Origin of the sequence: Spirilliplanes yamanashiensis, from assembly GCF_016863475.1 — a bacterium.
GTDB lineage: Bacteria > Actinomycetota > Actinomycetes > Mycobacteriales > Micromonosporaceae > Spirilliplanes > Spirilliplanes yamanashiensis.
Window position 1 is genome coordinate 83584 of the sequence record NZ_BOOY01000043.1, and the last position, 24506, is coordinate 108089.

General features: G+C 71.3%; 26 protein-coding genes. 10 read left to right on the forward strand and 16 right to left on the reverse strand.

Translation table 11 applies throughout. The features are described 5' to 3' along the window. Nucleotides 1–245 precede the first annotated feature (245 nt). The 5 genes from Sya03_RS29905 to Sya03_RS29925 all read left to right on the forward strand — a co-directional run bounded on the left by Sya03_RS29905 (nt 246) and on the right by Sya03_RS29925 (nt 3898). Nucleotides 246–842: a TlpA family protein disulfide reductase gene (locus tag Sya03_RS29905; protein ID WP_203941796.1), complete on the forward strand. Its 597-nt coding sequence runs from the start codon at nt 246–248 to the stop codon at nt 840–842. Next, nucleotides 835–1620 carry a cytochrome c biogenesis CcdA family protein gene (locus Sya03_RS29910; RefSeq protein ID WP_203941797.1) on the forward strand — a complete coding sequence of 262 codons (786 nt, stop codon included), beginning with the start codon at nt 835–837 and terminating at the stop codon, nt 1618–1620. Before Sya03_RS29905 ends, Sya03_RS29910 begins: the two co-directional genes overlap by 8 nt. An 18-nt stretch (nt 1621–1638) precedes the next feature. After that, complete coding sequence (locus Sya03_RS29915) at nt 1639–2709, forward strand: urease accessory protein UreH domain-containing protein (protein ID WP_203941798.1); 1071 nt, start codon at nt 1639–1641, stop codon at nt 2707–2709. Between the two features lie 26 nt (nt 2710–2735). Further along, nucleotides 2736–2942 carry a cation transporter gene (locus Sya03_RS29920; RefSeq protein WP_239107949.1) on the forward strand — a complete coding sequence of 69 codons (207 nt, stop codon included), beginning with the start codon at nt 2736–2738 and terminating at the stop codon, nt 2940–2942. Nucleotides 2943–3076: 134 nt separating this feature from the next. Beyond that, on the forward strand, nt 3077–3898 hold the full coding sequence (locus Sya03_RS29925) for a F510_1955 family glycosylhydrolase (protein WP_239107950.1): 822 nt from the start codon (nt 3077–3079) through the stop codon (nt 3896–3898). Between the two features lie 64 nt (nt 3899–3962). Here the strand turns inward: Sya03_RS29925 and Sya03_RS29930 are convergent, their stop codons facing one another. Together Sya03_RS29930 and Sya03_RS29935 are read right to left on the reverse strand one after the other, a co-directional pair. Beyond that, nucleotides 3963–4586: a DUF305 domain-containing protein gene (locus Sya03_RS29930; protein WP_203941799.1), complete on the reverse strand. Its 624-nt coding sequence runs from the start codon at nt 4584–4586 to the stop codon at nt 3963–3965. An 84-nt stretch (nt 4587–4670) separates the two neighbouring features. Beyond that, nucleotides 4671–5102, reverse strand: coding sequence for a DUF6153 family protein (locus tag Sya03_RS29935; RefSeq protein WP_203941800.1), 432 nt, complete (start codon nt 5100–5102; stop codon nt 4671–4673). 245 nt (nt 5103–5347) lie between these two features. On the opposite strand from Sya03_RS29935, the gene Sya03_RS29940 reads away from it, so the two are divergent. Both Sya03_RS29940 and Sya03_RS29945 read left to right on the forward strand, forming a co-directional pair. Then, nucleotides 5348–6340 carry a hypothetical protein gene (locus Sya03_RS29940; RefSeq protein ID WP_370872051.1) on the forward strand — a complete coding sequence of 331 codons (993 nt, stop codon included), beginning with the start codon at nt 5348–5350 and terminating at the stop codon, nt 6338–6340. Nucleotides 6341–6452: 112 nt separating this feature from the next. Then, nucleotides 6453–8075 (forward strand): cytochrome c biogenesis protein ResB, encoded by a 1623-nt coding sequence (locus tag Sya03_RS29945; protein ID WP_370872052.1) that lies wholly within the window; start codon nt 6453–6455, stop codon nt 8073–8075. Here Sya03_RS29945 and Sya03_RS29950 read toward each other — a convergent pair. Then, a complete protein-coding gene (locus Sya03_RS29950) occupies nt 8063–8548 on the reverse strand; it encodes a Rieske (2Fe-2S) protein (RefSeq protein ID WP_203941802.1) in 486 nt (161 codons plus the stop codon). The two genes, Sya03_RS29945 and Sya03_RS29950, sit on opposite strands and share 13 nt — an antisense overlap. 74 nt (nt 8549–8622) lie before the next feature. Further along, on the reverse strand, nt 8623–9123 hold the full coding sequence (locus Sya03_RS31945; RefSeq protein WP_370872053.1) for a cupredoxin domain-containing protein: 501 nt from the start codon (nt 9121–9123) through the stop codon (nt 8623–8625). 125 nt (nt 9124–9248) lie between these two features. Between Sya03_RS31945 and Sya03_RS29960 the strand changes: the two genes are divergently transcribed. Both Sya03_RS29960 and Sya03_RS29965 read left to right on the forward strand, forming a co-directional pair. Further along, entirely contained in the window at nt 9249–10517 is a 1269-nt protein-coding gene (locus tag Sya03_RS29960; RefSeq protein ID WP_203941804.1) for a YibE/F family protein, read from the forward strand. 113 nt (nt 10518–10630) lie between these two features. Beyond that, nucleotides 10631–11209, forward strand: coding sequence for a TVP38/TMEM64 family protein (locus Sya03_RS29965; protein WP_239107960.1), 579 nt, complete (start codon nt 10631–10633; stop codon nt 11207–11209). An 11-nt stretch (nt 11210–11220) separates the two neighbouring features. Here Sya03_RS29965 and Sya03_RS29970 read toward each other — a convergent pair whose 3' ends face one another. After that, nucleotides 11221–11985: a nucleotidyltransferase domain-containing protein gene (locus tag Sya03_RS29970; protein ID WP_203941806.1), complete on the reverse strand. Its 765-nt coding sequence runs from the start codon at nt 11983–11985 to the stop codon at nt 11221–11223. A gap of 197 nt (nt 11986–12182) precedes the next feature. After that, the gene (locus Sya03_RS29975) at nt 12183–12614 is read right to left on the reverse strand and encodes a hypothetical protein (RefSeq protein WP_203941807.1); all 432 of its coding nucleotides are present in this window, start codon (nt 12612–12614) and stop codon (nt 12183–12185) included. An 823-nt stretch (nt 12615–13437) separates the two neighbouring features. Here Sya03_RS29975 and Sya03_RS29980 point away from each other — a divergent pair. Beyond that, nucleotides 13438–14067, forward strand: coding sequence for a DUF305 domain-containing protein (locus Sya03_RS29980; RefSeq protein ID WP_203941808.1), 630 nt, complete (start codon nt 13438–13440; stop codon nt 14065–14067). A 128-nt stretch (nt 14068–14195) separates the two neighbouring features. Here the strand turns inward: Sya03_RS29980 and Sya03_RS29985 are convergent, their stop codons facing one another. The 10 genes from Sya03_RS29985 to Sya03_RS30030 all read right to left on the reverse strand — a co-directional run bounded on the left by Sya03_RS29985 (nt 14196) and on the right by Sya03_RS30030 (nt 24392). Continuing rightward, nucleotides 14196–15659, reverse strand: coding sequence for an NADH-quinone oxidoreductase subunit N (locus tag Sya03_RS29985; RefSeq protein ID WP_203941809.1), 1464 nt, complete (start codon nt 15657–15659; stop codon nt 14196–14198). After that, nucleotides 15656–17257 (reverse strand): complex I subunit 4 family protein, encoded by a 1602-nt coding sequence (locus Sya03_RS29990; protein WP_203941829.1) that lies wholly within the window; start codon nt 17255–17257, stop codon nt 15656–15658. Before Sya03_RS29990 ends, Sya03_RS29985 begins: the two co-directional genes overlap by 4 nt. 5 nt (nt 17258–17262) lie before the next feature. Beyond that, nucleotides 17263–19128, reverse strand: coding sequence for a proton-conducting transporter transmembrane domain-containing protein (locus Sya03_RS29995; RefSeq protein ID WP_203941810.1), 1866 nt, complete (start codon nt 19126–19128; stop codon nt 17263–17265). Continuing rightward, nucleotides 19125–19442 carry an NADH-quinone oxidoreductase subunit NuoK gene (locus tag Sya03_RS30000; protein WP_203941811.1) on the reverse strand — a complete coding sequence of 106 codons (318 nt, stop codon included), beginning with the start codon at nt 19440–19442 and terminating at the stop codon, nt 19125–19127. Before Sya03_RS30000 ends, Sya03_RS29995 begins: the two co-directional genes overlap by 4 nt. Further along, on the reverse strand, nt 19439–20020 hold the full coding sequence (locus Sya03_RS30005) for an NADH-quinone oxidoreductase subunit J (protein ID WP_203941812.1): 582 nt from the start codon (nt 20018–20020) through the stop codon (nt 19439–19441). The genes Sya03_RS30000 and Sya03_RS30005 overlap by 4 nt, the downstream gene beginning before the upstream one ends. Before the next feature lie 10 nt (nt 20021–20030). Next, the gene (locus tag Sya03_RS30010; RefSeq protein WP_203941813.1) at nt 20031–20972 is read right to left on the reverse strand and encodes an NADH-quinone oxidoreductase subunit H; all 942 of its coding nucleotides are present in this window, start codon (nt 20970–20972) and stop codon (nt 20031–20033) included. Beyond that, complete coding sequence (locus Sya03_RS30015; RefSeq protein WP_203941814.1) at nt 20965–22581, reverse strand: hypothetical protein; 1617 nt, start codon at nt 22579–22581, stop codon at nt 20965–20967. Before Sya03_RS30015 ends, Sya03_RS30010 begins: the two co-directional genes overlap by 8 nt. Beyond that, entirely contained in the window at nt 22572–22913 is a 342-nt protein-coding gene (locus Sya03_RS30020; RefSeq protein WP_370872055.1) for an NADH-quinone oxidoreductase subunit A, read from the reverse strand. Before Sya03_RS30020 ends, Sya03_RS30015 begins: the two co-directional genes overlap by 10 nt. Before the next feature lie 417 nt (nt 22914–23330). Further along, on the reverse strand, nt 23331–23900 hold the full coding sequence (locus Sya03_RS30025) for a DUF305 domain-containing protein (protein WP_203941815.1): 570 nt from the start codon (nt 23898–23900) through the stop codon (nt 23331–23333). An 84-nt stretch (nt 23901–23984) separates the two neighbouring features. Then, complete coding sequence (locus Sya03_RS30030; protein WP_239107953.1) at nt 23985–24392, reverse strand: four-helix bundle copper-binding protein; 408 nt, start codon at nt 24390–24392, stop codon at nt 23985–23987. Nucleotides 24393–24506 lie beyond the last annotated feature (114 nt).

Genomic DNA, 24506 nt, shown 5'->3' on the forward strand with positions numbered 1-24506 from the left:
GGCACCTTGAGGTTGCGCTCCGCCTGTCCACGGTCCTGATCGGGCGCCGGTCGACGCCGGACACCCGCGCCCGACGAGCCGGTGTCGCTGCCGTCGACCCGAGTCTCCACCGGTATTGACTCCGCCACCTACTACTCCGCGACGCCAGCCCGGACGCTGCGCTGGCGGCGACGCTCGGGCGGTACCTGACCCGACGGCCTACTAACCGGCTTAGTAGAGTGCACACGTCGCCGAGGAGGTGTGTCATGATCTCGAGCCGCTCCCGTGGGGCGTGTACGGCAGCCGCGATCGCCGCAGCCCTCGCCCTCGCCGGTTGCGGCGACGCGGCGCCGACCCCGGCCGCCGGAACGGCCGACCTCGCCGCCGGGGCGCCGGTGTCGCAGCTCTACCCGCCACCTGAACGCACCACGCCGCAGCCGGTTACCGGCGAGTTGCTCGACGGCACGCCCTTCGACCTGTTGTCTCTGCGCGGCAAGGTTGTCGTCGTCAACTGGTGGGGCTCCTGGTGCGCGCCGTGCCGGGTCGAAACCCCGGACCTCGTGGCCGCGTACGAGGCCACCGAGGAGGAGGGCGTCGCGTTCCTCGGCGTGAACGTGCGCGACACCCGCGATGCAGCCACGTCGTTCTCCACGGACTTCAGGGTGCCGTACCCGAGCGTCTTCGACCCGGCCGGCCGCGTTGCCCTCGCCTTCCGCGACGTGCCGCCCACCGTGGTGCCCACCACCGTGATTCTCGACAGGTCCGGACGGGTTGCGACGGCGTTCCGCAAGGTCGTCACCCAGGATGAGCTGGAATCGGCCATCCGGGGGATCGCTACCGAGAGCGGCCCCACCGGTGGGTGAGGCGTTCGCCGGCGTCGCCGTGTCCGGCCCGATGATTGGCGGCATCGCGGTCGCAGCCCTCGCGGGCCTCGTCAGCTTCTTCTCGCCCTGCATGCTGCCGCTGGTGCCGGGCTACCTCTCGTACGTCACGGGCATCACAGGCGCCGGCATGGGGCCCGGCGCACGCGCCGCTGCGCCCGGCGCCACTGTGGTCCGCACGGAGCGCAGCCGCGCGCTCGCCGGTACCGCCCTGTTCGTCTGCGGGTTCACCGCGGTGTTCGTGCTCATCAGCTCCGCCTTCGGCGCTCTGGGCCGCGCACTCCTCGTCCACGCGCGTGCCATCGAGATCGGCGCCGGGCTGCTGACCATCGCCCTCGGGGTGGCCTTCCTGGGCTTCCTTCCGGGGCTGGCCGGCACGCTGCGCCTCAGCTGGTTGCCGCGTGCCGGCCTCGCGGGCGCCCCGCTCCTCGGGGCCGTGTTCGCCCTGTCCTGGACCCCGTGCCTGTCCCCGACGCTGACTGCCGTGCTCGGCCTGGCGGCGGTGAACGCCTCCGCCGGGCGCGGCGCCGTCCTCGCCGCCGCCTACTCGCTCGGTCTGGGCCTGCCATTCCTGGGATTCGCCGCCGGGTACGGCTTCCTTCTGCGAACCGCGGCCTTCATCCGCAATCGCGGTCCGCTGATCACCCGGATCGGCGGCGCGTTGCTCATCGCCGTGGGCCTGGCACTGGTGAGCGGCGGGTGGACCCTGTTCGTCAACTGGCTCCGGGCCACCATCGGACCCGGCCAGATCGGCATCTGACCATGGGAGGTCTCCTCAGTGAGCTTGACCGCCGTACTCATCACCGGCTTGTTCGCCGGCGGCATCTCCTGCGCGGCGGTGCAGGGAGGGCTGCTCGCGGGACTCGTCGCGCGACAGCACCCCCATACGGCCTCAGCCGCTTCCCCGACTCGCTCGCGGTCCGCTGACCGTCGTACACGCACGGCGGACGACCTCCTCCCGGTGACTGCGTTCCTGGCGGGCAAACTGGCGTCGCACACGATGCTCGGGGCGCTGCTCGGGGCCGTCGGAGCGGCCGTGCAGCTGTCCCCGACGGCGCGGGCGTGGATGCAGATCTCCGCCGGCGCGGTCATCGTCGCCTTCGGATTGGCCCAGCTCGGCGTCGGACCCTTCCGGCGGCTGACGGTCACACCGCCCACGTCTTGGCTCCGCCTGGTGCGCGGCCGCGCCCGCTCCGAGGCGGCGTTCGCCCCGGCCGTGCTGGGGTTCGCCACGGTCCTGGTGCCGTGCGGCGTTACCGTCTCCGTGCAGGCCCTGGCCCTCGCATCCGGCTCGGCCGGGCGTGGCGCGCTCATCATGGCCGTCTTCGTGCTCGGCACCGCCCCGCTGTTCGCACTGCTGGGGTACGCCGCGCGGCGCGCGGTCGGCGCCTGGCACGGACGGCTGGCGGCCGCCACAGGCCTGGTCCTGCTGGCGACCGGGCTGTTCACCGTCAACGGCGGCCTCACCGTCGTGGACTCACCGCTCGCAGCTCGCAATTGGCAGATCGGCCCTGACCGCGACACGGCATCCGCTCCAGCGCCGGCCACGGCGAGCACCGGAGCCGACGGGCGACAGGAGATCGTCGTCGTCGCGGACGCCGAGTCGTACCAGCCGGAAACGGTCACAGCGCGAGCAGGTGTGCCCACCACCCTCGTGGTGCGCGCCCAGGGTGCCCGCGGGTGCGTCCGGGCCTTCGTCATCGAGTCGATGAACCGGCAATGGACGCTGCCGACGAATGGAGACACCCGGATCGATCTCGGCGTCCTCGCCCCAGGGGACCTGCTGTACTCGTGTGCCATGGGCATGTACAGCGGCCAGATCACCGCCGTCGAGACGCAGGGAAGCTGATCGAGATGGGGACGACCGTGACACACATGTTCGTCGTCGACGGGATGCACTGCGCCAGCTGCGGGATGCTCATCGACGACACGCTTGAGGACCTCGCCGGCGTGCGGTCGGCCCAGACCGCCGTCCGGCGCCGAATCCTGACCGTGCGACTGGATCCCGCTGTGATCACCCCTGACGATGTCGTCTCGGCGGTCGTGGAACTCGGCTACACCGCCCGCCCCGCCTCCCACTGAAACCATGGCGAGTCCGCGCACGTGCGGTCTCCATCCGATCGTGAGGAACGATGAGCTCAGCTAAGACTCGTAGGCCGGCACCGGCACGCCGCCCGTTCGGGAATCACACGGTCCTGGCCGTCGTGATCGCCGCGGTGGCTGCCGTCGCGATCGGCGTGGCGGCGATCGTCTGGTTCGCCGGCCGGGCTGAGGAGGGACCCGGCGGCGAGGCGGCGGTCGACCTCGCCCACGTCCACGGCCTCGGGATCAACCCCGCCAACGGCCTGCTGTACGCGGCGGCGCACACCGGCCTCTACCAGCTGCCCACCGCCGCGGCGGCGACGCGCGTGGGAACCGGTGAGCAGGACACCATGGGATTCACCGTCGTGGGCCCGAACCACTTCCTGGCCTCCGGGCATCCGGCCTCGCACGCCGGCGGACCGGCGCATCTGGGTCTGTTGGAGTCGACCGACGGCGGCGTTTCGTGGCGTGAACTGTCGCTGCGCGGCGGCGCGGACTTCCACGCGCTGCGGTACCGCCACGGCCTGGTCTACGGCTACAACTCCACGACCGGGGAGCTGCTCGTGAGCGCCGACAAGACGACGTGGGAGACCCGTTCCACCACGCCCCTGCGCGACTTCGCTGTCGACCCGGCGGACGCCGATGGTCTCCTGGCCACCACCGAGCAGGGCCTGGCGCGCTCTGCCGACGGTGGACGCACCTGGACGGCCACAGGGGAGCCGGCTCTGCTGCTCGACTGGACCGCGACGGGCGCCCTGTGGGCCGTCGCCGTCGACGGAACGGTGCGCCACTCGACGGATTCCGCTCGCGCCTGGTCGACCCGCGGCTCGGTTCCCGGCACCGCTACCGCGTTCGCCGCGGACGGGGAGAACCTGTACGTGGCGGTGGCCGACCGCGGCGTCCTGCACAGCTCGGACGGCGGCCAGAAGTGGACCCAGCTCTACCCTCGGCCCTGAGAGGTTCCAGAACTCCGACGGGGCCGGAGGCCGGCTGTTCCGGCTCCCGGCCCCGTCGCGGCTGTCAGAGCCGGTCGAGAATCTTCTGCAGGGTCGCCACCTCGGCGGTCTGCGCCGTTGCGATCTCGGTGGCGAGAGCCTTCGCCTCGGCGTTGCCGCCCTGAGACTCCTCTGTGCGCGCCATCTCGATCGCGCCGTTGTGGTGGGCGATCATCATCCGGGCGAACTCACGGTCGAACTCGACGCCCTTGGCGGCTTCCAACTTCGCCATGTCCTCCTCGGACATCTCACCCGGCATGCCGGTCATCCCCGGCATGTTGTGACCGCCGGCGGCGGCAGTGGGCTGGCCCCACGCAGTGAGCCAGCCGGTCATCTTCTGAATCTCCGGCTCCTGGGCGTTCTTGATGTCGGTCGCGATCTTCTTGAGCTCCGCGTCGGAGGCGCGGGTCTCCGCCATGGCCGCCATCTCCAGGGCCTGCTGGTGGTGAACGATCATCATCTGGGCGAACTGCACGTCCGCGTTGTTGGAGGCGGCGCCGGACGCCGGCGCGCTGGGTGCCGCCCCGGTGGTGGCCCCGGAGCCGTGCCCCATGCCGGCCATGTCGTCCCCGCCACAAGCGGCGGTCAGGAGCAGCGTTGCGGTGGCGATGGCGCCCAGCACGGCGCCACGCACGGTGGTGCGCTTCATGGTGTGGTGAACCTCTCTGTCGGTTGGCGATCGGTCGTCCGCGGCGACGGGAGCCGGGTTCCGGTCCCGTGCGATGCAGCCGACCTATACGCGCAACACCGACAGCTGAGCGACGACGAGTCCGACCCGCCTGCCCGGCGGCGCCCGCTCCGAGGTTGAACCCGCCTGACTCCGGCCGGCGGCCCGGCCGGGCAGGACCCGGCCGGCGCGGCGACGCCGCGCGAGCCGCATCAGTGCCAGTACTCCGACGGCCGAAAGAACAGCCAGGCAGATGGCGGTGGGGTCGAGCATGAGGGATCCGCCACCGGCGGACACACTCCCCGCGGCCGACAACACCGGCTCAACCGGCATCGCCATGGCAGGGATTTCTGTCGGCGGGACATCGACGGAGTGCGACCCCTGAGGCATGGCGGCGTGCGCCGTGCCGACGTGGCCCACGGTGTGCATGCCGAACACGCCGAAGGTGACCGCCAGGAGCAGGACGAGGCGGAACGCAGCTCGGGCGCAGCCCTGCACGCGCTACCACCTCCGTTCCGCCGATGCCGCAAGCAACGGTACAAGAGCAAACGGACCACCCGCCCACCACCTCACCGGAATGCCTTCGGCCGACATGCGACGCTCTGTGCAGTTTATGTAGGATTTGTCCTCTACAATCCGTCTACACGCCAGGCACCGGTACGAGTGACATCGGCAAGGCAGGGGCATACGAGCAGAGGCCGGCCGACAACCGACCGTCCGGTCCCAAGGAGGTTCGGCACGCGATGCGACGACGCGGCTACGTCGTTCTCAGCGGAGTGGCGGTGGGACTCAGCAGCCTCCTCACGACGTCTCTGGTTTTCGCGCAACCGGATACGGACGCCACCGGCACCCGTACGGTTCCGTCCGCGAGCCAGACTCCCGGAAGGCCGGGAGTGGCCGTCGCCACCGCCGAGCCCCGAGCCGCGAGGCCCGCGCCGCCGACGCTGGCCGCACGCCCGGTGCGGGTGAAGGTCGACGGGTTCCTCACCTGGGCGCTGCTCGACCGGCGCACGGGCGAGATCACCGGCTCGCCCAACATCCGCGCGACCAACTCGACCGAATCCATGATCAAAATCTGGATCGTGGCGGACTTCCTCCGGCGCTCGGCCGACCGGGACACTGAGCCGAGCCGGCAGCGCCTGGCGCAGGGCCGCACCGCCATCCGGGACAGCGACGACAGTGCGGCGCAGAGCCTGTACGTCGCCGGGGGGCGGGACGCCGTCGTCTCCCGCATGATCCGGATGTGCCGGCTGACGGACACGAAGATCGCGGGCCCCCGCGGACTGGGCGACCGCGGGTGGTGGAGTTACACGCGCATGTCCGCTCGCGACGCGGTCCGCCTCGGCGAGTGCGTCAAGAACGGCACGGCCGCCGGCAGCCGCTGGACGGAGTGGGTCCTCGACCAAATGAGCAAGGTGCGCGGCACGACGGCACCGGAGGACCAGCAGGCCCGGCGTGGCGGCGGCCGGTGGGGCATCATCGACGGCCTGCCGAAGGCCATCACGGGCCGCGAGCCCATCGCCATCAAGAACGGTTGGACCCTGATCAACGCCGATGGCAAGTGGCACCTGAACTGCCTCGCCGTGGCCGACGAGTGGGTCCTGGCGGTCCTCATGCGCTACCCCGGCGGGCGGGGCCTCGACTATGGCGCCGGGGTGTGCCGGACGGTCGCCGCGCAGCTCGTGACACCGCAGCCGGCCGCCGCTCCTCCCACCGGCGGGCAGTCGCCGGGGTAGGCCCCTCCCCGGACCCCGAACCCCGGCCGCGAAACTCCTCTACTACCCTGCTTAGGAGATTGACGGCGTCCTCGCTCGCCGTCGCACCCGGCCGGGAGAGGACGAGCGGACGTTGACGGCGCTTCTCCCCACGACGTCGCCGCGGCGCAGATCCCGGACCGGCGGACCAAGGCGACCGCGGGCGCTGCTGCGAAACACGTGGCGCCAGCTGACCAGCATGCGCACCGCGCTCGTCCTGCTCTTCCTGCTCGCCCTGGCCGCGGTACCCGGTTCCGTTCTCCCGCAGCGCACTGTGAACCGCGAGGCCGTGGGGCGCTACTTCGCCGCACATCCCGAGCTGGCACCGTGGCTCGACCGGCTCGGCGGCTTCGACGTGTACGCGTCGCCGTGGTTCTCGGCCGTCTACCTGCTGCTGTTCACCTCGCTCGTCGGATGCGTGCTCCCCCGGCTCATCGAGCACGCCCGGGCGCTGCGGTCCGCTCCCCCGGACGCCCCCCGCCGGCTCGAACGGCTGCCCGCGTACGCCGCGGCCCGGCCGCACCCCACGGAACCGGCCACGACGGCTCGGACCGCCGCCGGGGTCCTGCGCGCCGCCCGCTTCCGCACCGTGCTGAGGGAACATCCCGACGGGTCGTGGACGGTGAGCGCGGAGAAGGGCTACCTCAAGGAGGCGGGCAACCTGCTGTTCCACCTGTCCCTGCTGGCGGTCCTGGCCGGTCTGGCGTTCGGGTCGTGGTACGGGTGGCACGGCAACCGCGTCCTCGTGGCCGGCCGCGACACGGCGTTCTGCAACACGCCGCAACAGTTCGACGACGCCGGCTTCGGCGCGCGCGTCGCCGCGACGGACCTACCGGGATTCTGCCTCCAGCTCGACGAGTTCACCGCCACCTACCAGCCCAGCGGCCAACCACGGTCGTTCGACGCCGCCGTCACGGTCGAGGGCCTGGGTCCGGCACGCACGGCGAACTTCACCGTCAACGCACCCCTGCGACTGGGACCCGCCACGGTCTACCTGCTCGGTCACGGCTACGCCCCCGTCCTGCGCTACACCGACCGGTACGGGCGGGCACAGACGCAGACCGCCGCGTTCCTGCCCACGGACGGCATGATCACCAGCGAGGGCGTCGCAATGTTCCCGGACGTCAACGACGACCCACGCACCAGCACACGGGAACCGGCCGCTCAAGTGGCGTTCGAAGGGCTGTACCTGCCCACCGCGCCGGACGCACCGCCGTTCACCCGCTCGCAGTTCCCTGCGGAGCGGAACCCGGCACTCATGCTCTGGACGTACCGGGGCGACCTCGGACTGGACGTCGGCCTCCCGAAATCGGTCTATCAGCTCGACCGACGGCAGATCGACCGGGGAAAGCTGGCTCAGGTCGGCGAACCCCGGCTCGTGCGGCGCGGGGAGAAGGTGAGCCTCGACGACGGCACGACGGTCGAATTCGTGGGCACCCGGCAGTGGATCGCGATCTCCGTCCGGCATGATCCCGCCCAGCCCGTGGTGCTGGCCGGCGCGACCCTGGCCCTGCTCGGTATGACGCTGTCCCTGATGGGGCGCCGCCGGCGCGTCTGGTTCCGGATCGGGCCGGCCGACGGGGCGGACTGCCACCGCACCCTCGTCGAGGCAGGCGGGTTGCCCCGCACCGAGCAGGCCGGGTTCGCCGACGAATTCAACGGACTCGTCCGCGCCGTGGACGATGCGGCAACGGCCCCGCCGGGTCAGATCCGGTAGACGACGCCGCCGTCGACGACAACGGGAACCTTGGTCAGCCCGCGGGTGGCAGGCCCTTCGAGCAGGGCGCCGTCCCGCTCGCGGAACCGGGACGAATGCGCGGGACAGGTGATGACCCCTTGTCTCGGTGGGCCGAGGCGGATGCCCTGGTGCGGGCACGCGGCTTCGAACGCCCGGAATCTGCCGGCGATCGGCTGCACGACCAGAACGCCCTTTGCGACCGTGCCGCCGCCGACGGGCACGGCGGCGGCCTCGATCAGCTCCTGCCGGGAGGCCGGATCCACGCTCGGCCCGCTGCTCGGCAGCCGGGTCGGCCCCGATGCGGTGTCGTCGCCAGGCGGGCCCGGCTCAGTGGTCTCGCCCGATGAGCAGGCACTCACCGCGAAGAGCACGCCCAGCCCCCCGACGGATCCGAGCACCGCGCGCCGAGAGGCACACGGGAGCCCGCGCGCGACGTCCAGCGCATTTTCCATCAGTTCTCCCCTTCCGTGGGGGCCATCGCCCGGGGCGAGGGTAGCGACGGCCGACAACCGGACCCTCGCCGTGGTCACACCACCCGCAGCACACCGGCCATCTGGGGATGCACGTCGCAGAAGATCCGGTACTCACCGGGTCCGCGCGGGGCGGCCACGGTGCTCGAGGCGCCGGGTGCCAGCTCACCGGACGAAAAGCCGTCGCCGGTCAAGGTGTGCGACACCAGGTCGTTGTTGACCACGGTGATCACGGACCCGGCGGGCACCGTAGGGGTCCCGTAGTCCGCGCCTCCGATCGCCACCGTGGCGGAGGCCGGGCCGGTCGGCGCACCGTCCGGGCCCACGTCCGACCGCTTCCCCGCACCGGGCAACTCGCAGGCCGCGACAGCGGCGACGACAGCGCCGACGCAAATCAGGCGGGCCACACCGCCTGGCGTCGGCGGGACGGCACGGACCTGGATGGCGCGACTGAGCACTGCACTACTATGCCCGTTAGGAGTTGCTGACGGCCGCACCACGGCACCCGATCGGTGGAACGCCGCGGCCGCCGGCGCTGCCGGCGACGCGCAGTCCACGGTGACATCAGCGGATCGGCACCCGCGCGCCCGCCTCGCAGCATGCTCAATGACAGGACACCGACGCGCACGGCCGGCAGGCGGTTCGGCGCTGACAGCCGGCCCCGGGCCGACGGAGGAACGACATGGGTACGGAGCACAGCCACACCCCCAAGCCGGCGCCGCCGCGCGTCCGCCGGCTGGTGGCCATCCTCGTGCTGCCCCTCTTCGCTGCCACCGTCATCGCCGCGGTCGTCCTGTGGCCGCGCAACGTCCCCGAGCCAGACACAGGAGGCGGTCCCGAGCGCCGGTTCGGGCAGGTCGTCTCGATCGTCGAGGAGGTCTGCCAGGAGACGCCCGACCTGCCGGAGGGACTGCCCACCGGCCCCTGCGGCACCGTCACGGTGCGCATCACCGAGGGAGCGGACAGGGGGATCGAGGTGCCCACCCCCCTCCCGGCCGGGCCCGGACTACCGAAGGTCTCCGTGGGGGACGAGGTCGTGCTGATGGTCCTCAACGCCGCCGACACGACCGAGACCGTGGAGTACAACATCGCCGACCAGCAACGCGGGGAACCGCTGATCTGGGTGGGCGTCGCCTTCGCACTCGCCATCATCGGGTTCGGCCGGTGGCGGGGGCTGGCCGCACTGGCAGGTCTCGCCGCCAGCTTCGCGATCCTGCTCACCTTCGTCCTGCCCGGCATTCAGGTCGGCAAGCCGCCGCTGCTCGTCGCCGTGGTCGGGGCAGCCCTCATCATGTTCGTCGTCCTGTACCTGACCCACGGCCTGACGGTGCAGACGTCGGTCGCCGTGCTCGGTACGCTCGCCAGCCTCATCCTGACCGGGATCCTGGGCACCGTCGTCACCGGCGCAGCCCACCTGACCGGATTCGGCAGCGAAGAGGCGACCACGCTGTCCGTGTTCCAGGAAAGCCTCGACCTGCATGGCCTGCTACTGGCCGGCATCATCATCGGCTCCCTGGGCGTCCTTGACGACGTGACGGTGACCCAGGCGGCCACTGTTTCGGAGCTCGGTTACGCCAATCCGTCGCTGACCCGCCTACAGCTCTACCGGTCCGCCACCCGGGTGGGCCGGGCGCACATCGCCTCCACCGTCAACACGATCGTGCTGGCCTACGCCGGGGCGTCGCTGCCCGTCCTGTTGCTCATCGTCGGCAGCGGTCAGGCGGTCTCCGAGACGCTGACGAGCGAGTTCATCGCCCAGGAGATCGTCCGTAGTGCGGTCGCCACCCTCGGGCTGATCGCCGCCGTACCCATCACCACTGCGCTCGCGGCAGTCGTGACCGCCGGCCCGGCCGCGCGCAAGGAGCGCGTCGCGGCCAAGCGACGGCGCCCGGACCGGTCGGACACGCTGACCGCGCTGGCCGAACGGCCCCGCCACGGAGCCTGGGAGTGACAGAACCGGACCCGCCGCTGAGACCGCCCGACGATGCCGGCCCACCGGCGGAGCCCCGCAGGACCGCCGCACGGGTCCGATTCGGGCTCCTCCTGGCGAGTCTCGCCGGCTTGGTGGTCGCCGCGTTGACCGGGGTGCTGCCCGACCTCACCGAGATGGCCACGGCGTTGCCCACATCCGGCCCGCTGGCGTCCTTCGCCGTCATCGGCGCAGTGGCGGTGCTGCTGTCCGCGCTCGTGCCGCGCAGCGTCCTCGCCGCCGGCGCGGGCCTGCTCTTCGGCGCGACCACCGGCGCTCTGTACGTCATGGCCGGCGCCCTGGTCGCGGCCGTACTCGCCTTCGAGATCGGGCGTTGGCTGGGCCGCGACTACATCCGAGGGCGCCGCCGCGCCGCCGCCGTCGACAGCTTCCTCGAACGACGTGGCATCACCGGCGTCCTCGTGCTGCGGCTGCTGCCGATTGCTCCGTTCGGACTCGTGAGCTACGCCTTCGGCGCGACGGCCGTGCCGCGGTCGGCGTACCTCCTGGCGACCGCCTTAGGCATCGCGCCGAGCACCATCGTCTTTGCGACGTTGGGCGCCCACGCGCTCACCCCGGCCTCCCCTGCCTTCATCCTCTCGACCGTCGCAGCGCTCGGCCTCGCCGCAGCGGGAGTCCTCGGCGCCCGGGCGGCGAGCCGGGCGACACGCTGACCGACGCGTCGTCATCCCCGTACCGCCTCAGCCACGAAACCAACGAGGTCCGCACGGCGACGCCACGGATTCAGGTACAGCTGCGCTCCGCCCACCCGGATCCGCAGCGCCTCTCGCACGATGCGATGCCAGCGCTTGTCGTAGGCGCCGAGGGCGAACTCCGCAGCCTCGGACTTCGACGTGACTCGCCCGGCGGCCAGCGTGTGCCGCAACCGTGCCACACCGAGCACGCCCCAGGACACCGCCCATGGACTCAGGCCGACCGCCCCGCGCGCCTTGCGCCGCAGCCACGGCTCCCAGTAGTCGCCGAGGTTGCGCCGGGTGGTGTCGGCGAGCTCCTGCCAGTCGGTGTAGATGCCGAGGGTGGGAACCGAAGGTCCGCGAACCGCCACCCCGCCCTGCTGGAGGACGTGCCACGTCACCAGGTGCCTCTCGAAGCGCGACACCGGGTCGACGCGCCACTCGTGGACGGCGATACCCGACGGGACCCGCCCGGGGTCGCGCCGCAGGTCGTCCCACCGGACGTACAGGCCGTCGAAGTAGGGTTTGGCACCGGCGCGCCTGAGCTCGGCGTGCACAGTGCGGACGATCCGCGGGTCCGGCGCCCGGCTTGTCACGGCCACGAAGTCGATGTCGCTGACACGTGGGCGGTAGTCGCCGAGTGCGATGGACCCCTGCAGGTAGAGGCCCTCGACCAGCCCGGGGTCGTGCCGGTCGGCCACCGTCAGGAACGCGGTGCACATTCGCTTCACCCCGTCGTTCAACTCTCCGACCACCAGACCTCCCACACTTCATCGGTGAGCGCCGCCGCCGCAGCGTTCCGGCCCCGGCCTGAACGCATATGCGATGCAGAGCGATCCACACCCACCGGCGCGGCGACACACCTCCCGCGCTTACGTGCGTCGAGTGCGCGCAGCGCTGGCCATTGATCGCCGAACATGGTGGCAACGCCGGTCTGCGCCTTGCCCGGGCGTCATCGAAGCTCACGAGGTAGCTCGATCTGGATCGCCACGAAGAGGCGCCACGCGACCTGGCAAACCGAATCAGCCCACCTACGACCGAGGCTGCCGGGCCTCACTGCACTGGAGCGGCCACCTACGACTGTGTCCAGCAGCGTGACACATTGCACCTCGTCGGCGACGTCGAAGAACATCAGGCAGTATCCACAAAGGTCCCGGACGGCCTCCCACCCGGCGTCTCGGCGCTGGACAGCGGCCAAGTGGGCGGCCAACTTCATGCCGATGTATCCGCCGTACTTCTGAGGGTGGGCGTCGCTGTACTTCGCCCAGAAGCCCACCGGATCGATCGGCGGCCCACCTGGGGTCTCGACGTCGACGGGCGGCAACAGGGAAATGAGCCCCATGAGCTGTTTGACGTCCGGGTGTGTGCGGGGTGTGCCCTCCATGCCGGGAAACTACCCGAGGTACGGGCGTTGGTGACCGTCAGATTCTGCCCAAGTGTCGGGTCGTACCAGCACCAAGACCGGAGCGCGGTCACGCCCCACGGAACGCGCTAGCTGTGCGACTCACCACTCGATCATGAATGACCGGCCGAAGGCCTCGCTGAACTGGTGCGTTCCGGGTGCGCCGCCAACTCCCAAACGTCAGAACTGGCCGTTTCACGTCGGTCCCGACCTCAGGGATGTCCGGCACCGTCGCGAGCGAGCGAGGGACCGGGCCGAGTCTCGAAGCAGCACGGCGCTGAACCGACCGCGGGCCGGAAACGTATGACACCACTGTGAGAGCAGCGTCTGTGGGATCGCCGAGCGTCGTCGCGTGGTCCGGCGCACGGCTACGGCGGCTAGGGGCCGCTCTGCTGCTTGTCATCGGGCTGCTCGCCATGCACGGGTCGGTGCACCACGGCGCCGATGGGGCGGAAAGCGCCCATCAGGCGACAGCGGCCGTCGCCGCCGTCGCGGAACCAGGGGCGTCCAACAGCGGATCGGGCGGCTGCGGGTGCACGACCACCTGCGAGGACATGACGGCTGCCTGCCGCGCCGTCCAACCGTCCGGCGCCTCGTTGCAGGGACATGTGAGGGCGGTCCGGGCCGCGCGACCGATCGAGCGAGACCTGTCGCCTGGAGGCGCGGGGGCCGAGCCGGTACCCCGGCATCGCTCGGTGGGGTTGGCGCTTGCCGACCTGGCGGTGACGCGGATCTAGGCCTCGGGCCGGCTGAAAGGCATCCCGTCGTCCATCAGATCCGTGGTCCCCGAAAGGAATCGTCCTCCATGTACAACAACCCCGTCGTCCGCCGTATCACCCTCGCCGCAAGTGCCGCGGGCGCTGCCCTCATTCTGTCCGCCTGTGGGTCGTCGTCGTCGGGCCCTGAGGCCGGCGAGGGCGCCGAGCCCGCCGGCGCCAGCCAGCCCTCGCAGGCCGCCGCCTCGTTCAACGACGCCGATGTGGCGTTCGCGCAGATGATGATCCCTGATCACAAGATGGTGGCCGAGATGGGCGAGCTGGCCGAGAAGAAGGCCGACACGTCTGAACTGAAGGCCCTCGCGAAGGAGATGAAGAAGGAGAGCGAGACGGCCCAGACGCTCGAGGGCCTGCTGACGGCGTGGGGGAAGCCGGCGTCCGGCGACACGGACGGCATGGACATGCCTGGCGCGATGACCGACAAGGACATGGACATGCTGGACTCCATGAGCGGCATGGAGTTCGACATGATGTTCGCCGAGATGATGGTCAAGCACCACGAAGGATCTCTGAAGATGGTCCGTGACGCGCAGACCGCGGGCGCCAGCGCCGAGGCCAAGGCCCTGGCGGACGACATGCTCCAGAACAAGGAGGAGCAGCTCGAGAAGCTGCGGAAGATCGCCGAGATGGATGCGGATGGGTCGGCCGGGCACGAATGAGATCCGTCCGGCTCAGGTCGGAGCAGTTCGTCTCCCGGCATGCGATTTACGGCCACGCCGGTAGCATCGTCGATGGCGTGCCCCACCGGAGGAAGCACCGGCGGGGCACGCCATCAGCCGGCCGAACGTCACGGCAGAGCGACGGCGAGCCAGGCTCCTGAACCGACGCCGAGGATGAGGGACGCCGCCGCCAGGGCATGCACCGTGACCGGTGGTGCCGTGAGCGCCTGCTCCCGCGTCGTCATCGTCCGGACCTCGTGGCCCCCGCTGCCGTCGGCCGCCGGGGAGCCCGTGGGAACAGCCACCGTCGCCGGTGCGATCCAGCGAAGGTAGTAGAACAGGCTGGCGACGGTGTTGACCGCAGCCAGCACCACCAGCCAGGCGAGCCCGCCGTCCCACGCGGCGGTGAACACCGCCAGCTTGCCGACGAAGACGGCGGTGGGTGGTGTGCCGACCAGGCCCAACAGGCATACGACCAGGCCGACAACCAGCGCACGACGCCGACGCGCTGCGGCGGCCCACTCCTCGATGCTGCGGGCGTGCCCCAGCACGGCTGCGGCGGCGAAGGCGCCCAGGTTGGTCAACGCGTACCCGGCGAGGTAGACGGCCAGGGCCGGCACGGCCAGCTCCGTGCGCCCCGCGACGGCGACCACCATGAACAGATACCCGACTTGGCTGACCGTCGAGTAGGCCAGCAGCCGCAGCACCTCGGTCTGCGCGAAGGCCGCCAGATTGCCCAGCGTCATGCTGAGGGCGGCGACGACAGCGACCAGCAGGGGTACGTCGAGCGGCACGTCCGCGAACGGTTCGTCGACCAGCCGGAACGCGGCGGCGACCGCGCCGAGCTTGGGGATCGTCGTGATGTACGCCGCCATCGCCGGCGCGGTCCCGGCCGTGACGTCCGGCACCCAGAAGTGGAGCGGCACGGCGCCCGCCTTGAATGCCACTCCGGCGAACACGCCGAGGACGGCGATCGCCAGCAGCGGGGCGGGCGCCTCAGGGAGCGCGGCCGCGAGGTCGGCGTAGCCGGTGCTGCCGGCGGCGAGCACGAGGGCCGCGGCGCCGACCAGCAGCAACACGCCGGCGAAGGCGCCCATCAGGTAGTACTTCAGCGTCGCCTCGGTGGCCCGTGCGTCCTTGGTGTACCCGGCCAGGGCGTACAGCGGAACGCTGGCCAGCAGATACGCGGCCACGAGTAGCAGCACGTCGGCGCTCGCCGCCAGCGCGACGGCGCCCAGCGCGCCGAGGAGCATGAGGACGTACGCCTCGGTCTCGCGCGGGTGGCCGGACAGCGACGCCGAGACGAGCCACACGGCGACGGCCACGGCAAGCGCGACCGTGATGCGGACGACGCCGGTGGTCGTGTCGATGACCCACAGGTCCTCGAACACTCGCCGGTCTTCTCCGGCGAGGCCGACGGCGGCCGTGACGGCGCTGGCCACGCAGGCGACGAGCACCACGACTCGGACCCGCCACTGCCGGTGCTGCGGCGTCCACAGCCCGAGCAGAAGTCCACCGACGGCGCCGATGAGCAGCAGCAGCTCGGGCAACAGCGCCAGGGCGTCGTCTCCGGCGCCGGTCATGTCGTTCATCGCGCCACCAGCTGCGTGACCATTCTGGCTGCAGGTTCGAACACGTCGAGCAGCACACCGGGCAGGAGGCCGAGGATCAACGCAAGGGCAAGGAGCGCCGCCACCGGAAGCAGTTCGTGGCCGTGCAGGTCCTCTGTGCGAACGCGCGGCGGCGTACGGGCGGCCGTGGCCGTAGCGGCGCTCGCCACGGCATGCGGCGCGGTCCGGGTCGGCGCGTGGTCCGCGCCGTGGCCGGTTGCGGGCTCGACCGTCGCGCCCGTCAGGAGCCGTTGCAGGGCGAGGAGAAACAGCCCGGCGGTGACGAGGATGCCGGCGACCGCGAGGACGGTGGCCACGGGCGCCGCCTGCAACGCACCCGTGAAGATTTGGAATTCGGCCACGAAGCCGGAAAAGCCGGGCAGACCGAGCGACCCGAACGCGGCCACGGCGAGGGCGGCCGCGAAAACGGGCGCAGGGCGGGCCAGGCCGCCCCACCGGTCGAACGCATACGTACGGCCGCGGGACCAGAGCCATCCGGTGAGGAGGAACAGCGCCCCGGTCAGCAGCCCGTGGCTCACCATCTGGTAGAGCGCGCCGACGGTGGCGATGGTGCGCGCTTCGTCGTCCGCCTGCCCCACCAAGCCGGCGGCGCCGAGCCCCAGCAGCACATAGCCCATGTGGTTGACGGAGGTGTAGGCGATCATCCGTTTGAGGTCCGTCTGGGCCAGCGCCACGAAAGCTCCCCAGAGGACGCTGACCACGCCGACGACGACGGCGACCATGGCCCAGCGGCGCCAGGCGTCCGGCAGGATCGGCATCGCGATGCGCACGAACCCGTAGGTGCCGAGCTTGAGCAGCACGCCGGCGAGGATCGCTGATCCGGCGGCCGGCGCGTCGGTGTGCGCGTCGGGCAGCCAGGTGTGGAAGGGGAACAACGGGGTCTTGACGGCAAGTCCGAGCCCGATCGCGAGCAGCACGAGACCTGCGGCGACGGGTGATTCCGTCAGCGGCGGGTTCTTCGCGAGCGTGACCATGTCGAAGGTCCGGTCGTCACTGCCGAGGAACAGTCCGATGAATCCGACGAGCAGGGCGAGCGAACCGACGAAGGTGTACAGGAAGAACTTGAGGGCACTGCGCCGGGCGTTGCCGTGGCCCCACCCGGCGATGATGAAGTACATCCCCACGATGGTGAGGTCGAAGAACACGAAGAACAGGATCAGGTCGAGGGCTGCGAACGTGCCGAGGCAGGCAGTCTGCAGGAACAGGAACAGGGCCGCATACGTGCGTGGCCGGTCGGGTTCGCGCAGGGACCAGACCGCGCACGCCAGGAAGAGGACCGCGGTCAGTGCCAGCAGCGGCAGGGAGAGTCCGTCGACGCCGACGTGGTAGCCGGCATCGACGGTCGGGATCCAGGGCACGTCGACCTCGTAGGCGATGCCGTCGACCAGGCCGGCCGCATCGGACCCCGGGTCGTAACGCCACCACATCCATCCGATCAGCGCCAGGTCGGCGCTCGAGGCCGCCAGCCACACCGCCGCCGCGGCGCGACCGGACAGGCGCGGCATCGCCAGCAGCACGCCTGCCGCGGCCAGAGGCAGAAATATCACCACGGTCAACAGCATGGTCACCTCACCACCAGGAGGAGGACGAGCAGGACGCCGAGGCCGGCGACGGCTTGCACGTAGTACTGGTGCACCAGGCCGGTCTGCGGACGCCGCGCGGCCGCGCCGGCCCACCGAACGGCACGGGCGGTGGCGCGGACCGCCCCGTCGACGAGGTCGGTGTCCGCGCGGCCCAGCGCCACGGCGACCCGGGCCACACCCCGGGCCACACCCCGGACCGCCGCGTCGACGACCCGGTCGTCCAGGAACGCCACGGCGCGCGCGACCGCCATCGCCGGACGGGGCGACAGCAGCCGGCCCAGACCGGCCCACGCGCCGAGTGGGCTGCGGTCGAGGGCGTCGAAGGCGCCCGGCCGCGCCCGCCCGACGGCGACGGTCGCCGCCGCCGCGACGGCGGCCAGAATGCCGCCGAGGATCAGATCGCCGCCGTCAGCGGGGTGTGCCTCGACGCCGAGGACGTCGCCGAGTACGCGGGCCGCCGCCGGGACGGCGAGGACGCCGAACCCGGCGGCCGCGATCGCCAGGACCACCGCGACGACCGTCGCGCCGGCCGGGACCCTGCGGGTGCCCTCCTCCTCTGCGTCGAGTGGCTCCGCCCCGGTCGGGCGCGCGAGGACGACGGCGAGTATCCGGCCGGCGTAGACGGCCGACAGCACGGCAGCGGCCAGGCCGACCATGCGTAGCGCAGCGTCGTCGGTCTCCGCGAGGATGGACTCCTTCGTCGCCCACAGCGACAGCGGCGGCAAGCCGGCCAGGGCGAACGCGGCAGCGGTGGCCGCCACGCCGAGTACCGGATACCGCCGGACGGCGCCGCGCAGGCTCGCCAGCAACTTGCTGCCCAAGGCGGTGAGCCAGGCCCCGGCGGCCACGAAGAGTGCCGCCTTGACGGCGGCGTGCGCGACCAGCTGCCCGGTTCCGCCGGCGGTGGCGCCGACGCCGGCGGCCAGCACGACGAATCCGATCTGGGCCGCAGTGCTGGCGGCGAGCAGCTGCTTGAGGTCCCGCTGGGCGACCGCCACCGCGCCGAGAGCCAGGGCGGTGAGCGCACCGGCCCAGGCAGCCGCGTCGGCCGCCCATCCGGTCGCCGCCAACAACGGCTGAGTGCGGAGCAACAGGTATCCGCCCGCCGCCACCATCGTGGCCGAGTGCAGCAGTGCGCTGACCGGGCTCGGACCTGCCATCGCGCCCGACAGCCAGGCCGAGAACGGCAGCTGCGCGGACTTGCCGAGCGCCGCGATCAGCACTCCGGCCGCAGCCGCATCAGCCCAGCCGCCGTCCGCGGTGGCCAGTCCCCCCAGATACAGGTTCCCTGTGCCGGCCAGTGCCGCGCCGGCCGCGACGTAGAGCCCCAGGTCCCCGGCGCGGGTGGTCACGAAGGCGCGGGTGCCCGCGCCGACCCTGCCCTGGTGTTGCCAGCGGTAGGCGATGAGCGCGTACGACGTTGCGCCCATCACTTCCCAGGCCAGCAGTAAGGCCGGCAGGGTGGTCGCCGTGACCGTGCCGAGCATCGCGGCGATGAACAGCAGGAAGTAGCCGAAGAACCGGGCGCGCGCGGCGGTGGCGGCGAGGTCGACGAGGGCGAACACGGTGATCAGCCCCGCGACGGTGGTCACCATCAGCACCAGCACCGCGGAGAGCCCGTCGACGGCGAAGCCGAGCTCTCCGCCCGGCACGGCGCTGAGGAAGGGCAGCGACAGGCCGGGCCGGGCGCCGGCGACGATCACCGCCAGAGCAAACGCTCCCGCGGTGGCGAACACCGCCGTGGCCCCGGCGATCCGGTCGGCGCGCCGACCGGCGAGCAGCAGCACGGCACCCAGCGCCGCGGGCAGCAGCACCAGGATCCCGAGGGCCGTCCGTGCGCCGCTCATCCGCGCAGATCCCGGGCCGCGTCGACCATGTCGACCTGCCGGGCGCGGTAGATGGCCACCGTCACGGCAAAGCCCATCGCCATCTCCACCGCCATGACCACCAGCGCCATCACCGCGAGCATCTGCCCGTCGGGCAGGTCCGGCGCGATGAAGTACCACGCCGCACCGGCGGCCAGGAGAACACCGTTGAGCACCAGCTCGAGGCCCATCATCACCATGACGATGGACTGCTGGGACAGGGCCCCGAAGAGCCCGACGCCGACCAGTCCCGCCGCCACCGTCAGCAGGATCTGCAGCCCGACATCACCGCTCATCGGGGCAGCCCTCCCGGGATCGGATCGTCAGGCTTGGCGCCGGTGAGGTCCGCGCCGAAGCGGTCGTAGCGGCCGCGGGCGGTGGCCAGAACCGTGCCGGCCAGGATGGTGGCGAACAGACCGACGCCGGTCACCAGCATGACCAGCATGTGACTGCCCATGATCGCCTCACCGAGCTGGCGGGTCGCATCGACGGGAACGGCGCCGCGCCGGACCGGCCAGTCGATCGTCCAGATCCCCCCGACCAGCACCCCGAACACGCCCGCGCCGGCGACCGCAGAACCGCGGGCGTTGTGCACCATCGTCATCGGCATCAGGCCGGCCGGGTTCATCATGAACATGATCATGAAAACGGCCATGATCGCCATCTCGATCGTCATCATGAGGGCCGTGACCACGGCGAGGTAAACAAGATCGAGGACCAGCAGCACACCGGCGACCGCGAGGAACGACGCCAGGAGCGCGAAGGTGGCCCGGGCCATCGAGTCGACGACGAACACCGCGATCCCGCAGGCCACCGAGCAGACGCCGAGGACGGCCACCGCCGTCACTGCCCATCCCGACAGATCAGTCACCACAGCCTCCTCCTCAGCCGGGGTAGAAGCCGGAGATCAGCAGCACCGCGACGACGAGCGTCTGCAGCACCGTCGCCGGCACGAGCACCATCCAGGCCACCTCGACGGTCCGGTCGGGCCGCAGCACGGGCACCCGACGGCCCACCGCGACGAGCGCCACGACGACGGCGATCGTCTTCAGCAGGTGCCACACGGGTCCGGGCAGCCACGGCCCCGACCCGCCTCCCAGAAACAACGCCGCGCCCATCGCCGCGGCGGCGCCGAGGAAGACCGCGCGGCCCAGCTCGAACAGCAAGCGATCGACCCCGGACAGCTCCGAACGCACGCCTCCGGCGATGTCGGGACCCACCGGCGCGGCGAACGGCCCCCAGAACGCGAAGGCCGCTGCGGTGACCATGAACGTCACGAACGCCACCGGCATCGTCACCACGAACCAAAGGTCCGCTTGCGCCGCCACGATGTCCGTCGTGCGCAAGGAGCCCGCGGCCACACCCACAGTGATCAAGGAGAACATCAGGGGCAGCTCGTAGGCCAGACCCTGAGCGAGGAACCGGTATCCGCCTGTCAGGGCGTGGAAAGCGTTCGGCCCCCATCCCACCAGCCAGACGGCGGCCCACAACAGAGCCTCCATCGCGTTGAACCACACCAGATCGGCACTGGTGGACCACAGTGTCTGCCCGCCGATCGGCACGACGGCGAGCGACAGCAAAGCCAGCACGGGCACCGCGACGCATCCCACCCGCCACAGCAACCTGTCCGGCGCCAGCGTGGTCCGCCGCTGCTCCAGCAGCAGGCGCACCCCGGACCGGACCGGCTCGACGAACGAACGCAGCGGTCCCCCGGTCACCGCGAACCTGTCCGCACCGGCCACCAGCCACGCCAGGGCGAGGCCGACCACGACGACCAGCAGGACCGCCGGTCCCTGAGCCTCCTCCGGCGGGGACATGTCAGGCATGGGTCGCCTCCGCCTTCGGGACGGGCGCCGCCCGGCCCAGCTCGACGCTCGCCACGATCAGGCGGACGGTGCCAAGCTCCGCGCCCGTCAGCGCCACTGCCACGTCGTCCAGCGGGACGGCGGTCAAGCCTCCGGCGTCGTCCCCGGCAGCGACGTCGCACCACCGCCGGATCCGATCCAGAATCTCGTCACCGGCGACGCCGTTTGTCCCATGCTGGACTCGTCCGACGCCGCCCAGTGTCCATGCCAGGCTCCTGGAACGGCGTACCCGTCGCGCGACCGCCCGAGCCAGCTCGGCCGCCTCGCCCCGGTGCCCGGAGTCGGGCGAGCCGAGGCTGTCCCGTGCCCGCCGGGCGTCACGGGCAGCCGTGATCCACCCCGCGACCGTGAGGAAGGATGCGAGGCGGTCCAGGGCTGTTCGGCGCGGTTCGCCGGCGTTCCCGCCGCGCCGGTCATCCAACCAGGACAGCTGCGCAGCTACCACCACGTCGCCCTGCACCTCGGCGCGGAGCACCAGTCCGGTCGGCCATCCCGGTAGCACCGGCCCCAGCGACACCCGCAGGACATCCAATTGCAGGCCGTCACGATCCGGTCCCGTCTGAGCCATGGCCAGCCCGGCGACCGTACCGCCGTGATGCATTTCATGGCCCGCGTGCCCGCCGCCACCGTGCGCATCGTGCGCCATGGCGTGGCCGCTTGAGTGGCCGGCGTGGTCCTGGCCCGCCGGGTGCGCCGCATGCTCGGAGTGTTCAGGACCGTGCCGGCGCGACGGGGCGTCCGCGGCGTCATGGCCTGTTGTCCGGTGGGTCGGGAGTTTGGAAGAATCGTCAGCGACGTGGCCCGTGGCGGTGGTGCCCGGCTGGTCGCTGTGGCCGTGCGCCGCGTGGCCCATGTCCTCGTGCGCCGGGTGAACTACGCCCTCGTGCTCACCGCGGGGCACCTCAGGCCTCCCGTGAGCGCCCGCACCGTGACCGGCATGACTGGTGTGACCGGCGTGACCGGCGTCAGCCGCACCGGGTTGGCGCTCGTGGCCCATGCCCTCGTGGCCCATGCCCCCATGCTCCATACCGTTCTGCGGTTCATGGTTCCCGTGACCACTCACGTCGTGACCGGCATGGCCAGCGTGACCCATGCCCTCATGCCCCGCGTGATCCATGCCGTCGTCCCCATGGTGGGCAGCGGTCATGGCGGCCGAGCGCTCCTTGCCCATCGCATCGTGTGCCGTGTCGTCGGCGGATGCCGCGCTGGAGCCGTCGGCGTCCGGCATGGCCTGAGGAACGGTCTCGTCGGGGCTCTCGGCGGCCCGCGCCAGCAGCGGCACAGCGGTGTCCAAGAGGCCTGCTATCTGGTGCTCGTCGGTGACGTCGAGCCGGAGGCGTGGTTGGGGAACTTGTCCCCACAGCACGTCGACGGCGGCGGACAGGTGCGACCCTGGTGTCCCGAGCACCAGCAGGAGGTCAGTTTCGGCAGGTGACTGCGCTAACGGCCAGCTACGTCGGTCCAGCTCGGACTCAACGGTCCACCGCAGCGGGTCGCTGCCGGCACCGTCGACGACGAGGACCCGGGGACGGGCGAGCGCCCAGCCACGGAGTCTGCGGGTCAGGTCCATCGGAGTGCGCCCTCGCGCCAGACGTAGACGACACCGACGAGCAGGATGGCCAGGAACCCGAACATCTCCACCACGGCGCCCGCGCCCATGTCGGCAACGACGACCGCCCACGGATACATGAAGATCATTTCCATGTCGAAGGCCAGGAACAGAATCGTCACCGCATACCAGCGGGCGTGGTAGCGGGAGGCCGCGTGCTGCTGCGGCAGCATGCCGGACTCGAACGGCAGCGAGACGGCCGGCCGTCGCGCCGCCGCCCAGGCGAACGAGGCGGCGTACAGGCCCAGGACCAGCGTGCCGGCGACTGCGAGCAATGACAGGACAGCGGGCACAGTAACTCCCCTTTCCGACCGCGGCAAGGTCGACCAGTTATCTCACCCCAGGCCATAAGTCCTTCCCGTGGCTGCGGGCGACTTACATCGCCGCAGCGGAGGCGCGCAGCCTGACGGCGCCGGCCAGCTTGATTCGCGGAGCGGCTCGCCCACGTACGTCCTACCCAACGGCGGTCGCCCGATCCGGGGGAGCATTCCGTTGAATGCCCGCTCCCGCGGGGCCGCGCAGGCCGACGCGTCGGCCTGCCTGTCTCCACGACGCCTGCGACACCCCCGGACATGGTTCCCTTCCCCCGTGGGCGAAGGGCCGCCACACGCGCACTACACGTATACCATTCCCATACCCGGTACGGGTAGAGGCAGCTGCCCGTCGCCGTGACGTGTCGGCGACGGGCAGCGAGCTTGTGCAGGGCAGGATCAGGTCAGGGCGGCGAGCAGGTCGTTCATCAGGGCGATCTCGCGGGACTGGTCAGCCACCGACGTGCGGGCGAGGTTCACGGCGAAGGCGTTCCGACCGTGCTCGACCTCGTCCTCGGACTCGGCCACCCCTTGCGCGTGGTGCGGGCGCATCATCATGAGGAACAGCCGGTCGACCTGGACGCCGCGCGCGTCACGCAGCATGTCGATGTCCTGCCGGTTCATCTCGCGCACCGGCGCCGGCGGCGGCATCGGCTCGGCGTCATGCTTGCGCAGCCACGCCCGCATCTGCGCGATCTGACGGCTCTGCTCCTCCACGATGTGTGCCGCCAGGCGCCGCACCTGCGGGTTGGTGGCCTTGTCGCGCGCCACGGTGGCCATCTGCACGGCGGTCTGGTGGTGCGGCAGGAACATGGCGATGTAAGTGACGTCGTGGCGGACCGTACGGCTGTCGCCGTGTCGGCTGTCCCGGCTTGGCGTCGCGGCGGCGCCCGCAGTGGGCACCAGTAGAACGCCGGCGGCCAATGATGCCGCCAGCACGCGCAGTACACGCATCGTTCGTCCGTACATGGGGGACTCCTGGGTTTCCGTAGGGCAATCAGCGCAGGTTGCCCCGGGGGTGGGGCCTTGCGGTTCCTGCGGCACGGACCGCTGTCAGCCCAGCGCCTTCAACAGGGTCAGGCAGGCCTGCTCGCAACGACGGCACGCCTCGGCACAGATCCGGCAGTGCTCGTGCATGCCGGCGTGCCGCTCGCACTCGTCGCCGCACGCCTTGCACGCGGCCGCGCAGGCCTCGAGCACCGCCCGGGTGACGTTCGCGTCGTACCCGGTGTGCCGCGACAACACCCGCCCGGTGGTGTCACACACGTCCGCACAGTCCAGGTTCGTCCGCACGCACTTGACGAGTTCGGCGACCATCTCCTCACTCAGGCAGGCGTCCGCACAGGCGGTGCACGTCTGCGCACAGGCGAAACAGGCCTCGATGCACTCGGCCAATGCCTGCTTGTCGACCCCACCGAGATCGGCGGGGTAGGTGTCGAGCATCTGGGACACGTGACTCACGGGATCCTCCTTCATGACGGCCAACTGGGCCAGCTCCTACTTCGCTTAGTAGGTGTTGGCCGCCTTACCCCACCCCCACGACAAGTAACGGCCGGCGTCAGGGAAACTTCATTC